Here is a 16,080-nt window from a genome sequence, read left to right as displayed (position 1 = left end):
TACTGCGTCACAGATTTTCGTCGTACCCCGGTACGCCTTCAAATCTGTTCCTTGCAATTCGCGCTCTGCAGCACTGCCTTTTTTGCATTATTTTCGGGTCTTGCTATAGTTCCTCCTGCAAATGCGCCGCCCCCCCTCTGCTGTACTGCCGGGCGGCTGAGATCAGACACACGACTGGGAGAGTGTGGTCAGCGACACGCGGGGCGGTGCGGCTGGGATAGCAGGAGTGAGCGGTGAAGAGAGAATGAATGCCTCGATGGATGAGGTGTGAGGTTGGAAGATTGTTATGGTGACAATAGAGTGAAAGTGTTATGACGTAAGGAGTGATGGTGGTATGATGCTGGGTAAGTATTTTAAGAAGACGGTGTTTCGGAAGGAGCACACGGCGGATGGGGTGGTGCCGGAGGCGCCGCAGGGGATTTTGAAGAAGTGTAATGCTTGCAAGGGGGCTATTTTTACGGAGGATGTGAAGAGGAATCTTTATATTTGTCCGAAGTGTGGGAATTATTTTCGGGTGCATGCGTATCGGAGGATTGAGTTTCTTCTGGATGATGGGAGTTTTGAGGAATGGGATCAGGGGATGACGGCGGGGAATCCGCTGGGGTTTCCGGGGTATGAAGAGAAGGTGAGGGCTCTGCAGGAGAGAACAGGACTTACGGAGGCTGTTGTGACTGGTAAGGGACGGATCAACGGGATGGAGACGGTGATCGGGGTCTGTGATGGCAGGTTTATGATGGCCAGTATGGGTGAGGCTGTTGGGGAGAAGATTACGCGGGCGGTGGAGAGGGCGACGAAGCTCTCGCTGCCGGTGATTTTGTTTGCGTGCTCGGGAGGGGCGCGGATGCAGGAGGGGATTGTTTCTCTGATGCAGATGGCGAAGACGTCGGCGGCGCTGAAAAGACACAGTGATGCGGGGCTTTTGTATGTGAGTGTGCTGACGGACCCGACGACGGGCGGCGTGACGGCGAGCTGGGCGATGCTGGGGGATATTATTCTGGCGGAGCCGCATGCGCTGATCGGGTTTGCGGGGCCGAGGGTTATTGAGCAGACAATAGGACAGAAACTGCCGAAAGGGTTCCAGCGGGCAGAGTTTCTGGTGGAGCATGGGTTTGTGGATCGGATTCTGCCAAGAGAAGAGGCGAAAGAGGTGCTGGCGGAGATTCTGCGGATGCATGGGAAGCGTGCGGAAGGTATGGCATCGGGCAGTGGCGATTTGATGAAGAATTCTGTGCCGGAGGAAAACGGGAAGGAACTGCAGAAAGAAGAGACTGCGGCAGAAAGCGTGAAGGCGCTGGCAGAAGAAACTGAAAATACGGAAACTGCCAGGGACGGACAGGAAAAATCGCTTCGGGGAGAAAAAGAAGAGACGGAGTGGGAGAATCTGCGGAAATCGTCGGCCTGGGATTGTGTGCAGAAAGCGCGGAAAAAGACCGGCCGGTCGGAGGGGATTATATTCGGGAGCTGTTTCCGGATTTTATCGAGTTTCACGGCGACCGGCTGTATGGCGATGATGCGGCGATCATCGGTGGTATTGCGTCGTTTGACGGCACACCGGTCACGGTCATCGCCGAGGCGAAAGGCGCGGATACGAAAGAAAACATCCACCGCAATTTCGGCATGCCGTCCCCGGAGGCTACCGCAAAGCCCTGCGTCTGATGAAACAGGCCGAAAAATTCCACCGCCCGGTCATCTGCCTCGTAGACACCCCAGGTGCTTTCTGCGGAATGGAAGCCGAAGAACGCGGCCAGGGCGAGGCGATTGCGCGGAATCTGTATGAAATGTCATCCTTAAAAACCCCAGTCCTTACCATCGTCATCTCCGAAGGCGGCAGCGGCGGCGCCCTGGCACTCGCCGTGGCGGATGAAGTGTGGATGATGCAGAATGCCATCTACTCCATCCTGTCGCCGGAGGGATTTGCAAGTATTCTATGGAAAGACGGCAAACGCGCGCCGGAGGCCGCCGAGGTGATGAAGCTGACGGCGAGGGATTTGAAAGAGCTTGGAATCGTAGAAGAGATTGTGGCGGAACCGGAAGAGTTTACGGTGGAGACATTACCTGCGGTTTGTGGAGATCTGAGAAGGAAGATTCTGAAATTTATGGGGAAATATGCGGAGCTGGATGCGGAAGAGCTGGTAGAGGAGAGGTATCGGAGATTCCGGGAAATCTGAAAAAAGAAAATAGTTACCGATCCATTTTATATAAAATGTAATTGAGTTCAAAAATAATCATCTGTTTACAGCAGGTGATTATTTTTATATACAATTAGCAGTAGTTAGGTTAATATATTTTTAAGAACAAAGGGGGAATTTTACAATGGAATATATAGCACATCGAGAGGAAGATCGAGTACAGTTGTTGTTGCAGCATCTGCTGGGAACAGCAGAACGGGCAAGGGATTTTGCGGAAAAATTTGGCAAAGGGGAATGGGGCTATTGCTGTGGAATGCTGCATGATATTGGAAAGTACAGCGACAAATTTCAGAGAAAAATCAAGGAAGATAATAGTATCAGTGTAGACCACGCGACAGCGGGTGCTCGATTATGTCTGGAACAGCAGGGAATGTATCCACTATTAGAATATTGCATTGCAGGACACCATGCAGGTCTGCCTGATTATGGGAATGAACTGGATACGGGAAGTGCATCTACATTGGCAGGGAGAAGGAAAAAGCGGATCGAAGACTATCAAGCGTACAAAACAGAAGTACAAATTCCGGCATTAACAACGTTGCCATTCAATCCAACAGAAACAGAAAATCCAGATTTTTCTTTGAGCTTTTTTATGCGGATGCTTTATTCTTGCCTTGTAGATGCAGATTTTCTGGATACAGAAGATTTTATGAAAGCAGGGAAGACACAGCGCGAGGCGGGGGAGAACCTGACGACGCTTTTGCAGAAGCTGGAGAAACATGTTGAAGATTGGTTGAAAAATAAGGAAACAGAGTCAGTTAATGGAAGAAGAACGGAAATTTTAAGAAACTGCATGGAACAAGGGGAAAATTCGAAAGGACTGTTTCGCTTAACGGTTCCAACGGGCGGCGGAAAGACAACCGCATCGTTGGGATTTGCATTAAAACATGGTGTGTACAATCATATGGATCGAATTATCTATGTGATTCCATATACGAGCATCATTGAGCAGAATGCAGAAGTTTTCCGGAAAATTCTGGGAGATCAGAATGTTCTGGAAAATCATTATAATGTTGATTATGATAGTTCAGAAGAATTCAAACCGATGCAGCTTGCCGCGGAAAACTGGGATAAACCGGTTGTAGTAACGACGAATGTACAGTTTTTTGAATCTTTGTATGCTAATAAATCATCAAAATGCAGAAAACTCCACAATATGGCCAACAGTGTAATTATTTTTGATGAAGCGCAGATGCTGCCAGTTGATTATCTGAAACCGTGTATTGCTGCGATGGAAGAATTGATTGACCGTTACGGATCAAGCGTGGTACTCTGTACGGCTACACAGCCAGCATTGCAGTCTCTCTTTCAAAAGGAGAGAAATGCAATAGAACTATGTCCGCGGATGGAAGAACAATTCCGATTTTTTGAGCGAGTGCGCTATAAAAATCTTGGCTATCTAAGTGAAGAAGAACTTGTAAGCAGATTGGAAGGCGGATTCCAGACATTATGTATTGTCAATACGAGGAAAAAAGCGCAGAAATTATATCAGAAACTAAAAGGCGAAGGCTGTTACCACTTATCAACGAGTATGTATCCGAAGCATAGAAAGCGAGTATTGGAGCAGATACGAAAAAGATTGGACAAAAAGAATCCTCAAAAATGTATCGTAATTGCGACCAGTCTCGTGGAAGCTGGAGTGGATCTGGATTTCCGGACAGTATACAGACAACTGGCGGGAATTGACTCGATGATTCAGGCGGCGGGAAGATGCAATAGAGAAGGGCAGTATGATGTTTCTGAAAGTAATGTGTTTATATTTCAATTCGATGAAAAAGAAACCGTTTCAGGACAAAGACAGCAAATTGATGTGGCAAAAAGTCTGATTGCAGATGAAGCTGAAATTTCAGATTTAGGAACCATAAAAACATATTTTGAAAGGTTGTATTATTTAAGGGGAGAAGATCTGGATAAAAAGAAAATTCTGCAGGAATTTCAAAAAGGGAAATATAATTTCAGACAAACAGCAGAGAAATTTCAGTTAATTGATGGAGCTACGGTAGCAGTATTTATTGGTTGTACAAAAGAGGCTCAGGAGATTCTGCAGCAGATAAAGGGTCAGGGATTCACTAAAAGTAATATGCGAAAAGCCGGACAATTTTGTATTAATATTCGGAAAAATGAGTGTGAAAAATTTTATGAAGCAGGAATCGTAAGAGAAGTTTCAGGCGATGTAAAAGATTTTTATGAATTGACAGATCTGAAACGTTATACAGAAGAAATGGGACTGGATTTGTCAGTTGAACTGGGAAAAGCATTATTTGTATGAGAAAGCGAGAGGGAATGGAAGCATTTAAACTTTCCATTCCCTCTCGTTTTTTCACTACAAAAAAATGTATTTTTTCAATCCGCAGGATGGAGATCCTGTCGAAGATTATTATAATCAAAATACATAAAAATTTCAATACATTTTTATGTAAAATTTGAATTGAATTACAGAAGAAGGTATTGTATTATGAAAACATAATAATACAAGTGCAAAATGGAAGAAAGACATAAGTCTGACAACAAGGAAAAGAGGAAACGCCTATGGGAATTGGAGTAAAAGTTAAAGTATGGGGAGATTATGCACTTTTTTCAAGACCAGAGTTAAAAGTAGAAAGATATTCTTACGACGTGATGACACCTTCCGCAGCGCGAGGCATCCTGGAGGCCATCTATTGGCATCCGGGCCTGAGATGGAAAATTGATCGAATCTATGTGAATAAGCCGATTCGTTTTACCAGCGTTCGAAGAAATGAAGTAAAAAGTAAGGCATTGGCAAGCAAGGTTTTTGAAGTATATAATGGAGCAGAAAAACCATTGTATATCAGTACAAAACAGGACATTGTACAGAGAGCTTCTGTGATATTGACAGATGTAGAGTACGTGATAGAAGCTCATTTTGAGATGACGGACAAGGCCAATGAAACGGATAATCCAGGCAAATTTAAAGACATTATGCTTCGAAGGCTCAAGAGAGGGGAATGTTATCACATGCCCTATTTTGGTTGCCGAGAATTTCCGGCGCATTTTGCGTTATGCGGAGAAGAGAAGATTCACACTGCGTATGAGAATGTAGAGGAAAAAGATATGGGACTGATGCTTTTCGGCATGGATTATTCCGATCCAGAGAACATTGAACCAATGTTTTTTCGAGCGGTTATGCGAAAGGGTGTCATTGATTTACGGAATTGTGAGGTGATACGATGATTCTTCAAGCATTGGTCAAGTATTACGAAGACCTGGAAAAACAAGGAAAGATTTCAAGGCGAGGATGGTGCACAGAAAAAATTTCTTATGGGATTCAATTGTCATGCGATGGAAAAATTCAGGCTATTTTAAGTTTGAAAAGAGAAGTGCAGGCAGGAAAAAAAACAATATTAAGTCCGCAGCCGTTATTTGTGCCGACGATGGTAACACGATCATCAGGTGTAGCTGCTAACTTTCTATGCGACAATTCCAAATACATGTTAGGGATCGACAAAGATGGAACAAGCAAAAGAATGCAGGAATGTTTTCAGGCGACGAAAGAAAAACATCTGCAGATATTACAGAATAGTCAGGGAGAAACTGCAAATGCAATTTGTGCATTCTTTGAAAGCTGGAAACCAGAGCAGGCCAAGGAAAATCCAGTAGTTGCCGAAACATGGGAGGAGCTGACAGAAGGAGGCAATCTGATTTTCTGGGTAAATGGGAAATATGCGCAGGAGGATGAGGAAGTTCAGAAAGCATGGGAAAAGACACAGGATCAGAAACAGGGAGAAGCAACCGGAATTTGTCTTGTGACAGGAAATTTGGATGAAATTTCCAGAATTCATAAAAATATTAAAGGTATTCCAGGTGCACAGAGCAGTGGAGCTTCGTTGATTTCATTTAATGAAAAAGCGTTTGAATCCTATGGAAAAACACAAAGTTACAATGCACCTGTTGGAAAATATGCAGAATTTGCTTATACTACATCGTTGAATTATCTTTTGACGCAAAAAAAGTATAAATTCTCATTAGGTGAGTCCATGGTTGTTTATTGGGCGGAAGGAGCTAAAACAGAATATCAGGATTTCTTTTCTACATTTCTGAATCCAACGAAGGATAATGAGGATATCGTGCATGACATATTGGAAAAGCTTACAGAAGGGCAATATATAGACGTAAAAGATATAAAAATCAATAAGGATCAGAAATTTTATGTTTTGTGTCTGTCACCAAATGCAGCAAGATTGTCCGTGAGATTTTTCTATGAAAATTCATTTGGAAATATGTTGGAAAATCTGGAAAAACATTACCAGCGGCTTAATATTCCCAAACTGAAAAAGGATGAAATAGATTATCTTGGGGTCGATGATTTGCTACAAGAGACAATCAATCAAAGAACCAAAAACAAAAAGGCTATTGCCCATATGGCAGCAATGGTGCTGGAGGCAATTCTTTCGGATAACAGATATCCGGCAAGCTTGTATATTGATACATTGATAAGAATACGTTCCGATCAGGGAGATGTAACCTGGGGAAGAGCAGCGATTATAAAAGCGTATCTTATTAAAAATTACAAATGGGAGGAAGGCGAAGCGTGTATGAATTCAGGAAAAACAAGTAATGATGTTGCTTTTAAATTAGGACAGGCTTTTTCGATCTTGGAGGCAATTCAGATTGGTGCGAATAAGATAAATACGAACAAAGAAATAAAATCTACCATTCGAGATCGTTATTTTAACTCTGCCTGCGTAACGCCAGCGATGGTATTTCCGATTTTGATGAGATTGAAAAACAGTCATATACGAAAATTGGAAAGAGATAAACCAAATTTGGCAAAATATTATGAGGATAGACTGAGAGAAATTTTCGAAGAAGTAGAATATTTTCCAAAAAGATTATCATTGGAAGAACAGGGAAAATTTATTTTGGGCTATTATCATCAGAAACAGAGCAAAAATGAAAAACAGGAGGAAAAATAAATGAGTGATGTAATCAAAAACAGATATGAATTTGTAATACTGTTTGATGTGGAAAATGGCAACCCAAACGGAGATCCAGATGCTGGAAATATGCCGCGTGTTGACCCTGAAAGTGGCTTAGGTCTTGTTACAGATGTGTGCCTGAAAAGAAAGATCAGAAATTATGTTGAAACCGTAAAAGAAGACGAGGATGGCTATAAAATCTATATTAAAAAAGATGTTCCGCTTAACCGAGGTGATCGGGAAGCATGCGTATCGGTGGGGGTCAATGAAACAGAAGACAAAAAAGTGACAGAAGAACTGAAAAAATTGAAAAGAAATGATCCGGATGCAGATGTAAAATTAAGAAATTATATGTGTGATCACTTTTTCGATATCCGAACCTTTGGTGCGGTCATGACGACCTTTGTGAAAGCATCACTGAACTGTGGTCAGGTAAGAGGCCCGGTGCAGATTGGATTTGCACGCAGTATTGATCCGATTATCAGTCAGGAAGTTACAATTACCAGAGTTGCCATCACAACGGAAAAGGATGCAGAAGATAAAAACACAGAGATAGGGCGTAAAAGTATTGTACCTTATGCATTATACCGTGCGGAAGGATTCATCTCAGCAAACCTTGCCCGTAAAGTAACGGGATTTACAGAAGAAGATCTTGATTTGCTGTGGGAAGCAATTATCAATATGTTTGAGCATGACCATTCTGCAGCGAGAGGCAAAATGGCGGTTCGTGAACTGATTGTATTCAAGCATAGTAAAGAACTTGGTGACTGCCCTGCATATAAGTTATTTGACGCGGTAGAAGTAAAAAGAAAGGAAGATGTAGAATATCCAAGAAAATATCAGGACTATACAGTTACTTTGCACAAAGAAGACATTCCTGAGTCAATTCAGGTGAAAAGGATGGTCTGATGGAATATACAGAAGATGAGTATCTGATGATATCCGGAATTCAGCATTTCAAATTCTGCCGAAGACAATGGGCATTGATTCATGTGGAGCAGCAGTGGGCTGAAAACGTACATACCGTCACGGGTGAACTAATGCATAAAAAGGCACACGATCCTTATTTGACAGAAAAACGGAAAGATACGATTATTGTTCGTGCGCTGCCGGTTTCTTCGAGAGAACTTGGGATCAGCGGGGAGTGTGATGTAGTTGAATTCCAGAAGTGTGAAGATGGAATTCAACTGCATGGACATAGAGGATTGTATTCTGTGTTTCCTGTGGAATACAAGAAAGGCAAACCTAAGCTTACGGAAGAAGACAAGCTTCAGGTGGTGGCACAGGCGTTATGTCTGGAGGAAATGTTTTCGACCAGAGTGGCGCAGGGAGCAATTTTCTATGGCGAAACAAGAAGACGGGAGCAGATAGAAATTACAGAAGAATTGCGGGAAGAAGTAATTCATATGTTGGCGGAAATGCATCAATATTATGCACGAAAGTATACACCAAAAGTGAAACCGAGCAAAGCATGTAATGCATGTTCACTAAAGGACATCTGCCTTCCGAAACTGAATAAGACGGTTTCAGTGAAAACCTATATCGAACAGAGACTGGAGGAAGAGGAATGAAAAAGCTATTAAATACGTTGTATGTTACTTCTGAGAACAGTTATCTGGGACTTGACGGGGAAAATATTGTTATCTATGAGGATGATAAAGAACTCGGAAGATTGCCGCTGCATAATTTGGAGAGTATTGTATCCTTTGGTTATCGTGGAGTAAGTCCGGCGTTAATGGGAGCTTGCTCGGATCGAAATATAGCATTGTGTTTTCTGACACCACAAGGAAAGTTTCTGGCTAGAGTAACGGGAAAAACAAAAGGAAATATTGTTCTGCGGGAACAGCAATACAATAGCTGCATGGATTCGAAAATCAGTCTTGAAATTGCGAAAAATTGTATTCTGGGAAAAGTATACAATGCAAGATGGGTACTGGAACGAGCGGTGCGAGACCACGGAATGCAGATTGATGCGGAGCGGGTCAAAACGGCGTCTATGAATCTGAAAAATTCTTTGAAGCTGATTCAAAATTGTGAGTCAAAAGAGCAGTTAAGAGGATTTGAGGGTGAAGCAGCAAGTGTTTATTTTGGCGTGTTTGACGAATTGATTTTGCAGCAGAAGAAAGATTTCAAGTTTGAAGGGCGGAACAAAAGACCGCCTATGGATAACATGAATGCAATGCTGTCATTTGTGTATACGCTTCTGACGAATAATATTGCAGCGGCGTTGGAAGGGGTCGGTCTGGATCCTTACATGGGCTATCTGCATACCGAAAGACCGGGCAGAGCTTCGCTGGCACTGGATATGATTGAAGAACTTAGAGCTGTTATGGCGGATCGCTTTGTGCTGTCACTTGTTAATAAGAAAATCGTCAATGGAAAGAATTTTACCAGAAAAGAAAATGGCGCAGTTTTGATGGACGATGAACTTCGAAAGAAACTGCTGACAGAGTGGCAGAATAAGAAAAAAGAAACAATTATGCATCCCTATCTAAACGAAAAAGTGGAATGGGGAATGGTTCCTCATGTGCAGGCGATGCTGCTCGCAAGATATCTGCGAGGGGATCTGGACAGCTATCCTGTATTTTTGTGGAAGTGAGGTGGGAGGATGCTGGTATTGATCACATATGATGTCAATACGGAAACTGATGCGGGGAAAAAACGTTTACGTAAAGTCGCCAAACAATGTACCAACTACGGAAGACGGGTGCAAAATTCTGTATTCGAATGTATATTGGATAATGCACAGTGTATTGTATTAAAATCTATTTTAGCAGACATTATCGATGAAGAAAAAGACAGTCTTCGGTTTTATTATCTGGGAAACAATTATAAAACTAAAGTTGAACATATCGGTGTAGAACGTGGTACAGCTATAGATCAGGTGTTGATTTTTAGGTGCGAATCGGTAGTACACAGAAAAAGCCCGGGAGATTCGCACCTGAAAAAGTGCACAAAAGGTGCTGGAATTGAGAAGATGGGGAAGAAAAGAATGGAAAGGGAAGGAGGAGAAAGATGAAGCGTTGTGAGAAATGGTTAAAAACATAGGGTGAATTTTAGATAAAATTGAAGTCGCTCCCCTCGCGGGAGCGTGGATTGAAATTATGAAAAAGAATCTTATCGTTGACTGTTTTGCGTCGCTCCCCTCGCGGGAGCGTGGATTGAAATTGTAATGGTTGTAAATCTGCATGGCTTTCGGAAAGGTCGCTCCCCTCGCGGGAGCGTGGATTGAAATTGTCCTGGATGATAAGGGTTCCGCCAACTCCCCGTCGCTCCCCTCGCGGGAGCGTGGATTGAAATGCTTGCCGGAATCGCCAGTGCTCCGAAGGTTGCCTGTCGCTCCCCTCGCGGGAGCGTGGATTGAAATATGCTGCAGATGAATCCAGAGGGGTATGTAAACGTCGCTCCCCTCGCGGGAGCGTGGATTGAAATCCTGCAGACTGCATAAATGGATCACGGAAAACAAGTCGCTCCCCCTCGCGGGAGCGTGGATTGAAATTTATCTGCAGTCTCTCTTTTATTTCGTGTGGGCTGTATGTCGCTCCCCTCGCGGGAGCGTGGATTGAAATCCTGTGACAAGTTCTGCGTTGCCGTGATTCCTGCCGTCGCTCCCCTCGCGGGAGCGTGGATTGAAATTGATGGAAAATGTAGAAGAAATACAGCAGTGGGGTCGCTCCCCTCGCGGGAGCGTGGATTGAAATAGCGCATGAAGAGCATGTGTATTGCCCGGAATATAGTCGCTCCCCTCGCGGGAGCGTGGATTGAAATGATGATATCCTTGCCGGCGCGGACTTCTCTTTCGTCGCTCCCCTCGCGGGAGCGTGGATTGAAATGTTACCACATAGAATGGAGTCTGATCCAGAAAAAGGTCGCTCCCCTCGCGGGAGCGTGGATTGAAATAATGTTAAATTTCCAATAAGTTATTACCGATGTACCATGTCGCTCCCCTCGCGGGAGCGTGGATTGAAATTTGTTTTTTCCGGCATCATTCCGACAATAGAGACTGTCGCTCCCCTCGCGGGAGCGTGGATTGAAATCAAAATACAGTAGGTGTCATAAACTCGTTAGGACGGTCGCTCCCTTTAGGGGAACAAAGGTTGAAATACGCCATACGGTAGCACAATATCAGATACGATCGCTGCTATCTTAGCAGAAGAAAGAATGGAAATTTGACGCGAGTCATCGGAAAAGAAAAAGGAAATGGTCACTCACCTCGTGGGAGCATGAGTTAAAATAAGGAGGTGCGCGAGGATACTGCCCTACGATTGCAAAGTGTTCTCTAAGGAGTGAAATGTGTTTGACACGAAAGGCAAACAATGTTAATCTATAACTAGCGTAAGTGATAACTAACCGCTCATGTATTCACCAAGAACCATGGGCGGCTATTTTTCTATTTATTATTCGATAAGAAAGGAGGAAAATGATGAGAAATCCACTGACAATTTTTTGGATTATACTCGGTTTTCTGTGCCTGGGATTTGGCACCATCGGCATTGTGCTTCCGATCCTGCCGACAGTTCCATTCTATATGGCGACCCTGTTCTGCTTTGCGAAAAGTTCGGAACGGCTGCACAGCTGGTTTATTGGAACTCAGTTATATAAGAAGCATCTCGACAGCTTCGTACAGCATCGGGCGATGACGGTAGGAACGAAATGTAAAATTATCGGGATGGTAACGGTTGTGATGGCGATCGGCTTTTTTGCTATGAAGAATGTGCCGATTGGAAGAATCTGTATTGCTGTGGTATGGATGTGCCATATTTTGTATTTCTTCCTGCGGGTCAAAACCGTAAAAACAGAAGATCATATCCTAGGAGAAACAAAATGAACAAAGTAGAAAAAAAGCGGCAGAAAGAACAGTACGTCGTGGAAGAGATGATCCGCCTGTACTGCCGGAAGAACCATGGAAAAAAGGGGAATGCATCCGGCGGGATGTGTCCGGAATGTCAGAAATTAGCGGACTATGCAAAACAGCGGAGCCAGAAATGTCCCTTCATGGAACAGAAAACATTCTGCGCAAACTGCAAAGTACACTGCTACAAGCCGGAAATGCGGGAAAAGATCCGCGCCGTTATGCGGTTTTCGGGACCGAGGATGCTGCTGTATCATCCGATTTTAGCTATCTGGCATTTGATTTGCAGCATGAGAGAGAAGCGAAAAGCAAAAGCATAAAAGAGAGGTACTTATGATTAAAACAAGACTGGTGGGGCTGCTGTCCCACGCGAAAAAGTATATCGTGTACACGATTCTGTGGCAGTGGGCGGCGCTTCTGTCGCAGGTGATCGCAGTATTTACGATCGCCGATCTGCTGGAATGGGTCGTGTATGGTGCGGTAACGGCAGCGGCTGTGAAACGGACGATTTTTACACTGGCAATTGTTGTTGTGATCCGCTTTTTCTGCGAGCGGATGGGTGCGCGGTCTTCGTATCTTGCGTGTGTGGATGTGAAACGGATTCTGCGTGAAAAAATTTATGAGAAAATGCTGAAACTGGGGGCGTCGTACAGCGAGCAGGTGTCTTCCTCAGAGGTCGTACAGGTGTCCACCGAAGGTGTGGAGCAGCTCGAAACATACTTTGGAAAGTATCTGCCGCAGCTGTTTTACAGCCAGCTCGCACCGCTCACGCTGTTCGCCATCCTCTGCCGGGTGAGCATGAAAGCGAGTGTGATCCTTCTGATCTGCGTACCGCTGATCCCGATTTCGATTGTGGTCGTGCAGAAGATTGCGAAGAAGCTGTTGAACAAATATTGGAGTATTTACACAGGGCTCGGCGATTCGTTCCTTGAAAATCTGCAGGGTCTGACGACCTTAAAAATCTATCAGGCCGACCAGCAGAAAGCCGACGAGATGGATGTGGAATCCCAGAACTTCCGCCGGATCACGATGAAAGTTCTGACGATGCAGCTCAACTCAACGAGCGTGATGGACATCGTAGCATACGGCGGCGCGGCGGTTGGCATGGCGGTGGCGGTATCGGAATTTCTGAAAGGAAACCTCACCGTGTCCGGCACGCTCTGCATTGTGCTGCTGGCGAGCGAGTTTTTCCTGCCGCTTCGTCTGCTCGGATCATTCTTCCACATCGCGATGAACGGCATGGCGGCGAGTGACAAGATTTTCAAAATCCTCGATCTGCCGGAGCCGCAGACGGGAGAGCGGACGCTGCCGGACGGACCGCTGGATGTCGTGTTGGAGGATGTACATTTTTCCTATGAAGAGGACCGGGAAATCTTAAAAGGCATTGACCTGACGCTCCCGGCGGGCAGTTTTGTATCACTGGTCGGCGAATCCGGCTGCGGAAAGAGTACGATCGCGGGCATCCTTGCGGCAAAGAACCGCGGATATGCGGGAAGCATCACCCTGGGCGGCGTGCCGCTCTCGGAAGTCAATGAGACGGATCTGATGAAGCACGTTGTTCTGGTCCGCCACAACAGTTACTTATTTAAAGGAACCGTAGAAGAGAACCTGCGCATGGCGAAACCGGATGCGACGAAGGAGGAGATGGAGGCGGTTCTGCAGAAAGTCAATCTGCTGGGATTCTTACAGACACAGAATGGACTGCAGACAGAGCTTCTCGAAAAAGCAGGAAACCTCTCCGGCGGCCAGTGCCAGCGTCTTGTGATTGCGCGGGCGCTGCTTCGGAGCGACAGTGCGGTGTATATCTTTGATGAAGCCGCATCGAATATTGATGTCGAGAGTGAAGAGCTGATCATGAATGTGATTCATGAACTCGCAAAGACGAAAACGGTATTGCTGATTTCCCACCGCCTTGCGAACGTCGTACAGTCAGATCAGATTTATTTCCTGAAAAACGGTACCATCTGCGAGCGTGGAACGCATGCGGAACTGATGGAACAGAACGGCGCATACCGGCATCTGTACGACAGCCAGATGGTACTGGAAAACTATGGAAAGCAGGGGAATGCATGATGAACGAGAAGAAAAATACAGCAAAACGCAGAAGCGCCCTCCGGATTATGGGAAGCCTGATCGGGCTGGTGAAGCCATTGCTTCATATTATGATGGCGGCAATTATTCTTGGAACAATGGGATATTTATGTGCGATCTTCCTGACGATTCTGGCAGGACAGGTCATCGTGCATGGCTTACTGACGGGCGCGGCAGGGACGAGCCTTTCGGTGCAAAACATGTGGCTTGTACATACCCCGGTAAAAACGATACTCACGGTGATGATCGTGAACGCGGTGCTGCGCGGCATTCTGCATTATGCGGAGCAGTACTGCAACCACTTTATTGCTTTTAAACTGCTGGCGATCATCCGCCATAAAGTGTTTGCAGCTTTGCGGAAGCTCTGCCCGGCGAAGCTGGAAGGACGGGACAAAGGAAATCTGATTTCGATTATCACAACCGATATCGAACTTCTGGAAGTATTCTATGCGCATACGATTTCCCCGATTGCGATTGCAGCATTAACTTCTCTGATTATGGTATGCTTCATTGGAAGATACCATGTTCTGGCAGGGCTGCTTGCACTTACGGCGTATCTGACGGTCGGCGTTGTGATCCCGATGTGGAACGGAAAGCGCGGAAGCCAGAAAGGAATGGAGTTCCGGACAGGCTTTGGCGAGCTGAACAGCTTCGTGCTGGATTCCCTGCGTGGCCTCGACGAGACGATTCAGTACGGACAGGGCGAAAAACGGAAAGAGCAGATGTCAGGGCGGTCGAAAGAACTGGCTTCTGTGCAGGAAAACTTAAGCCGCATGGAAGGCTCCCAGCGGTCTGTCACCAACATGGTGATTCTTCTGGCATCGTTCGGCATGCTGGCACTGACGATCTATCTTTACACGAAAGGCGGGATCGGATTTGAGGGAGTCCTGACCTGCACAGTCGCGATGATGGGTTCCTTCGGCCCGGTCGTGGCGCTGTCCAGCCTGTCGAATAACCTGAATCAGACGCTGGCAAGCGGCGAGCGTGTGCTTTCCCTTCTCGAGGAAGCGCCGCTGGTGGAGGAAATTCCGGGAGATGCGGCATCCGGCGGTGACCACGCATTTGCAGGAGCCGAGGCGCAGAATGTAACGTTTGCCTACGAAGACGAGACGATTCTGGATCAGTATTCGCTGAAACTGGAACCGGGAAAAATCACCGGCATCCACGGCGCGAGCGGTTCCGGAAAATCGACGATCTTAAAACTTCTGATGCGCTTCTGGGATGTCCAGACGGGGCGCGTTTCCGTGGACGGAGCCGATGTCCGCAAAATCCCGACAAAGCATCTGCGCGATATGGAAAGCTATGTGACGCAGGAGACACACCTGTTCCACGATTCGATTGCGAACAATATCGCTATTGCAAAACCCGGCGCGAAGCGGGAAGAAATTATGGAGGCGGCGAAGAAGGCGTCCATACATGATTTCATCATGACACTGCCAAATGGCTACGACACCGAAGTCGGAGAACTCGGCGATACGCTGTCCGGCGGAGAAAAACAGCGGATCGGTATCGCGCGGGCATTCCTGCATGACGCATCCATGATCCTGCTGGACGAGCCGACATCGAATCTTGATTCCTTAAATGAAGGAATTATTCTGAAATCCCTGAAAGAATCGGCAGAAGAGAAAACCATTGTGCTCGTATCGCACAGAGTGTCCACGATGAACGTCGCGGATGTGGTATATGAAATGGAAAATGGCCGGATTTCCTGATTTTACAGCACTTGACAGAGAAAAGACGATGTGCTACACTAACAGTCGTTAAAGAAAAGACAATTAAATATCGATGTGTAAGGTGTCGGACATACGTGTCCGGTGAAAAGGGAAGCAGGTGTGAATCCTGCACGAACTCGTCACCGTATTTTGCAAGCAGGGGAATGATCCACTGGGAAACCGGGAAGGAGACCGATGCGCTGGAGTCAAATCCTGAAGCAATGAGCCGGGAGACCTGCCTTTCGCAGTACAGGAACGTTACGTTCGTGCCACGAGGAACTGGCAGTACAAAACAGGAA

At 45.7% G+C, this 16,080-nt stretch carries 10 protein-coding genes, 3 pseudogenes, 1 CRISPR repeat array and 1 riboswitch; all 13 genes and pseudogenes read left to right on the top strand.

Annotated features, from left to right (window positions below):
• Positions 1-334 precede the first annotated feature (334 nt).
• Positions 335-1,120: pseudogene (accD, locus tag DWZ60_RS21070) on the top strand (acetyl-CoA carboxylase, carboxyltransferase subunit beta); the annotation flags it as partial.
• Positions 1,121-1,619: 499 nt separating this feature from the next.
• Positions 1,620-2,168, top strand: a pseudogene (locus tag DWZ60_RS21065) (carboxyl transferase domain-containing protein); the annotation flags it as partial.
• A gap of 145 nt (positions 2,169-2,313) precedes the next feature.
• Complete coding sequence (cas3, locus tag DWZ60_RS03285) at positions 2,314-4,458, top strand: CRISPR-associated helicase Cas3' (RefSeq protein ID WP_118600818.1); 2,145 nt, start codon at positions 2,314-2,316, stop codon at positions 4,456-4,458.
• Between the two features lie 260 nt (positions 4,459-4,718).
• The gene (gene cas5c / locus DWZ60_RS03280) at positions 4,719-5,381 is read left to right on the top strand and encodes a type I-C CRISPR-associated protein Cas5c (protein WP_118600816.1); all 663 of its coding nucleotides are present in this window, start codon (positions 4,719-4,721) and stop codon (positions 5,379-5,381) included.
• Positions 5,378-7,123: a type I-C CRISPR-associated protein Cas8c/Csd1 gene (cas8c, locus tag DWZ60_RS03275; protein WP_118600813.1), complete on the top strand. Its 1,746-nt coding sequence runs from the start codon at positions 5,378-5,380 to the stop codon at positions 7,121-7,123. Before cas5c ends, cas8c begins: the two co-directional genes overlap by 4 nt.
• Positions 7,124-8,035 carry a type I-C CRISPR-associated protein Cas7/Csd2 gene (gene cas7c, locus DWZ60_RS03270; RefSeq protein WP_118600811.1) on the top strand — a complete coding sequence of 304 codons (912 nt, stop codon included), beginning with the start codon at positions 7,124-7,126 and terminating at the stop codon, positions 8,033-8,035.
• Positions 8,035-8,697, top strand: coding sequence for a CRISPR-associated protein Cas4 (gene cas4 / locus DWZ60_RS03265; protein ID WP_118600809.1), 663 nt, complete (start codon positions 8,035-8,037; stop codon positions 8,695-8,697). Before cas7c ends, cas4 begins: the two co-directional genes overlap by 1 nt.
• Complete coding sequence (gene cas1c / locus DWZ60_RS03260; RefSeq protein WP_118600807.1) at positions 8,694-9,725, top strand: type I-C CRISPR-associated endonuclease Cas1c; 1,032 nt, start codon at positions 8,694-8,696, stop codon at positions 9,723-9,725. Before cas4 ends, cas1c begins: the two co-directional genes overlap by 4 nt.
• Positions 9,726-9,734: 9 nt before the next feature.
• Positions 9,735-10,022 (top strand): annotated as a pseudogene (cas2, locus tag DWZ60_RS03255) (CRISPR-associated endonuclease Cas2); the annotation flags it as partial.
• A 175-nt stretch (positions 10,023-10,197) separates the two neighbouring features.
• A CRISPR array of direct repeats spans positions 10,198-11,163; the repeat unit is 32 nt; unit sequence GTCGCTCCCCTCGCGGGAGCGTGGATTGAAAT.
• Positions 11,164-11,549: 386 nt separating this feature from the next.
• Positions 11,550-11,954, top strand: a complete 405-nt coding sequence (locus DWZ60_RS03250; protein ID WP_119221230.1) for a YbaN family protein — start codon at positions 11,550-11,552, stop codon at positions 11,952-11,954.
• A complete protein-coding gene (locus tag DWZ60_RS03245) occupies positions 11,951-12,298 on the top strand; it encodes a nitrous oxide-stimulated promoter family protein (RefSeq protein ID WP_118600801.1) in 348 nt (115 codons plus the stop codon). The genes DWZ60_RS03250 and DWZ60_RS03245 overlap by 4 nt, the downstream gene beginning before the upstream one ends.
• A 13-nt stretch (positions 12,299-12,311) precedes the next feature.
• Positions 12,312-14,051, top strand: coding sequence for an ABC transporter ATP-binding protein/permease (locus DWZ60_RS03240; protein WP_118600799.1), 1,740 nt, complete (start codon positions 12,312-12,314; stop codon positions 14,049-14,051).
• Entirely contained in the window at positions 14,051-15,781 is a 1,731-nt protein-coding gene (locus DWZ60_RS03235) for an amino acid ABC transporter ATP-binding/permease protein (protein WP_119221235.1), read from the top strand. The genes DWZ60_RS03240 and DWZ60_RS03235 overlap by 1 nt, the downstream gene beginning before the upstream one ends.
• Before the next feature lie 63 nt (positions 15,782-15,844).
• A riboswitch (cobalamin riboswitch) is annotated at positions 15,845-16,038 on the top strand.
• Positions 16,039-16,080: the final 42 nt, after the last annotated feature.

It is taken from the genome of Blautia sp. AF34-10 (genome assembly GCF_003477865.1).
GTDB lineage: Bacteria > Bacillota > Clostridia > Lachnospirales > Lachnospiraceae > Fusicatenibacter > Fusicatenibacter saccharivorans.
Note: the sequence above shows the minus strand (reverse complement) of the source record. Positions and strands in the feature narration are given on the sequence as shown.

Coding starts and splice junctions, on each gene's coding strand:
- cas3 (WP_118600818.1), top strand. CDS start 2,314: ATGGAATATATAGCACATCGAGAGGAAGATCGAGTACAGTTGTTGTTG.
- cas5c (WP_118600816.1), top strand. CDS start 4,719: ATGGGAATTGGAGTAAAAGTTAAAGTATGGGGAGATTATGCACTTTTT.
- cas8c (WP_118600813.1), top strand. CDS start 5,378: ATGATTCTTCAAGCATTGGTCAAGTATTACGAAGACCTGGAAAAACAA.
- cas7c (WP_118600811.1), top strand. CDS start 7,124: ATGAGTGATGTAATCAAAAACAGATATGAATTTGTAATACTGTTTGAT.
- cas4 (WP_118600809.1), top strand. CDS start 8,035: ATGGAATATACAGAAGATGAGTATCTGATGATATCCGGAATTCAGCAT.
- cas1c (WP_118600807.1), top strand. CDS start 8,694: ATGAAAAAGCTATTAAATACGTTGTATGTTACTTCTGAGAACAGTTAT.
- DWZ60_RS03250 (WP_119221230.1), top strand. CDS start 11,550: ATGAGAAATCCACTGACAATTTTTTGGATTATACTCGGTTTTCTGTGC.
- DWZ60_RS03245 (WP_118600801.1), top strand. CDS start 11,951: ATGAACAAAGTAGAAAAAAAGCGGCAGAAAGAACAGTACGTCGTGGAA.
- DWZ60_RS03240 (WP_118600799.1), top strand. CDS start 12,312: ATGATTAAAACAAGACTGGTGGGGCTGCTGTCCCACGCGAAAAAGTAT.
- DWZ60_RS03235 (WP_119221235.1), top strand. CDS start 14,051: ATGAACGAGAAGAAAAATACAGCAAAACGCAGAAGCGCCCTCCGGATT.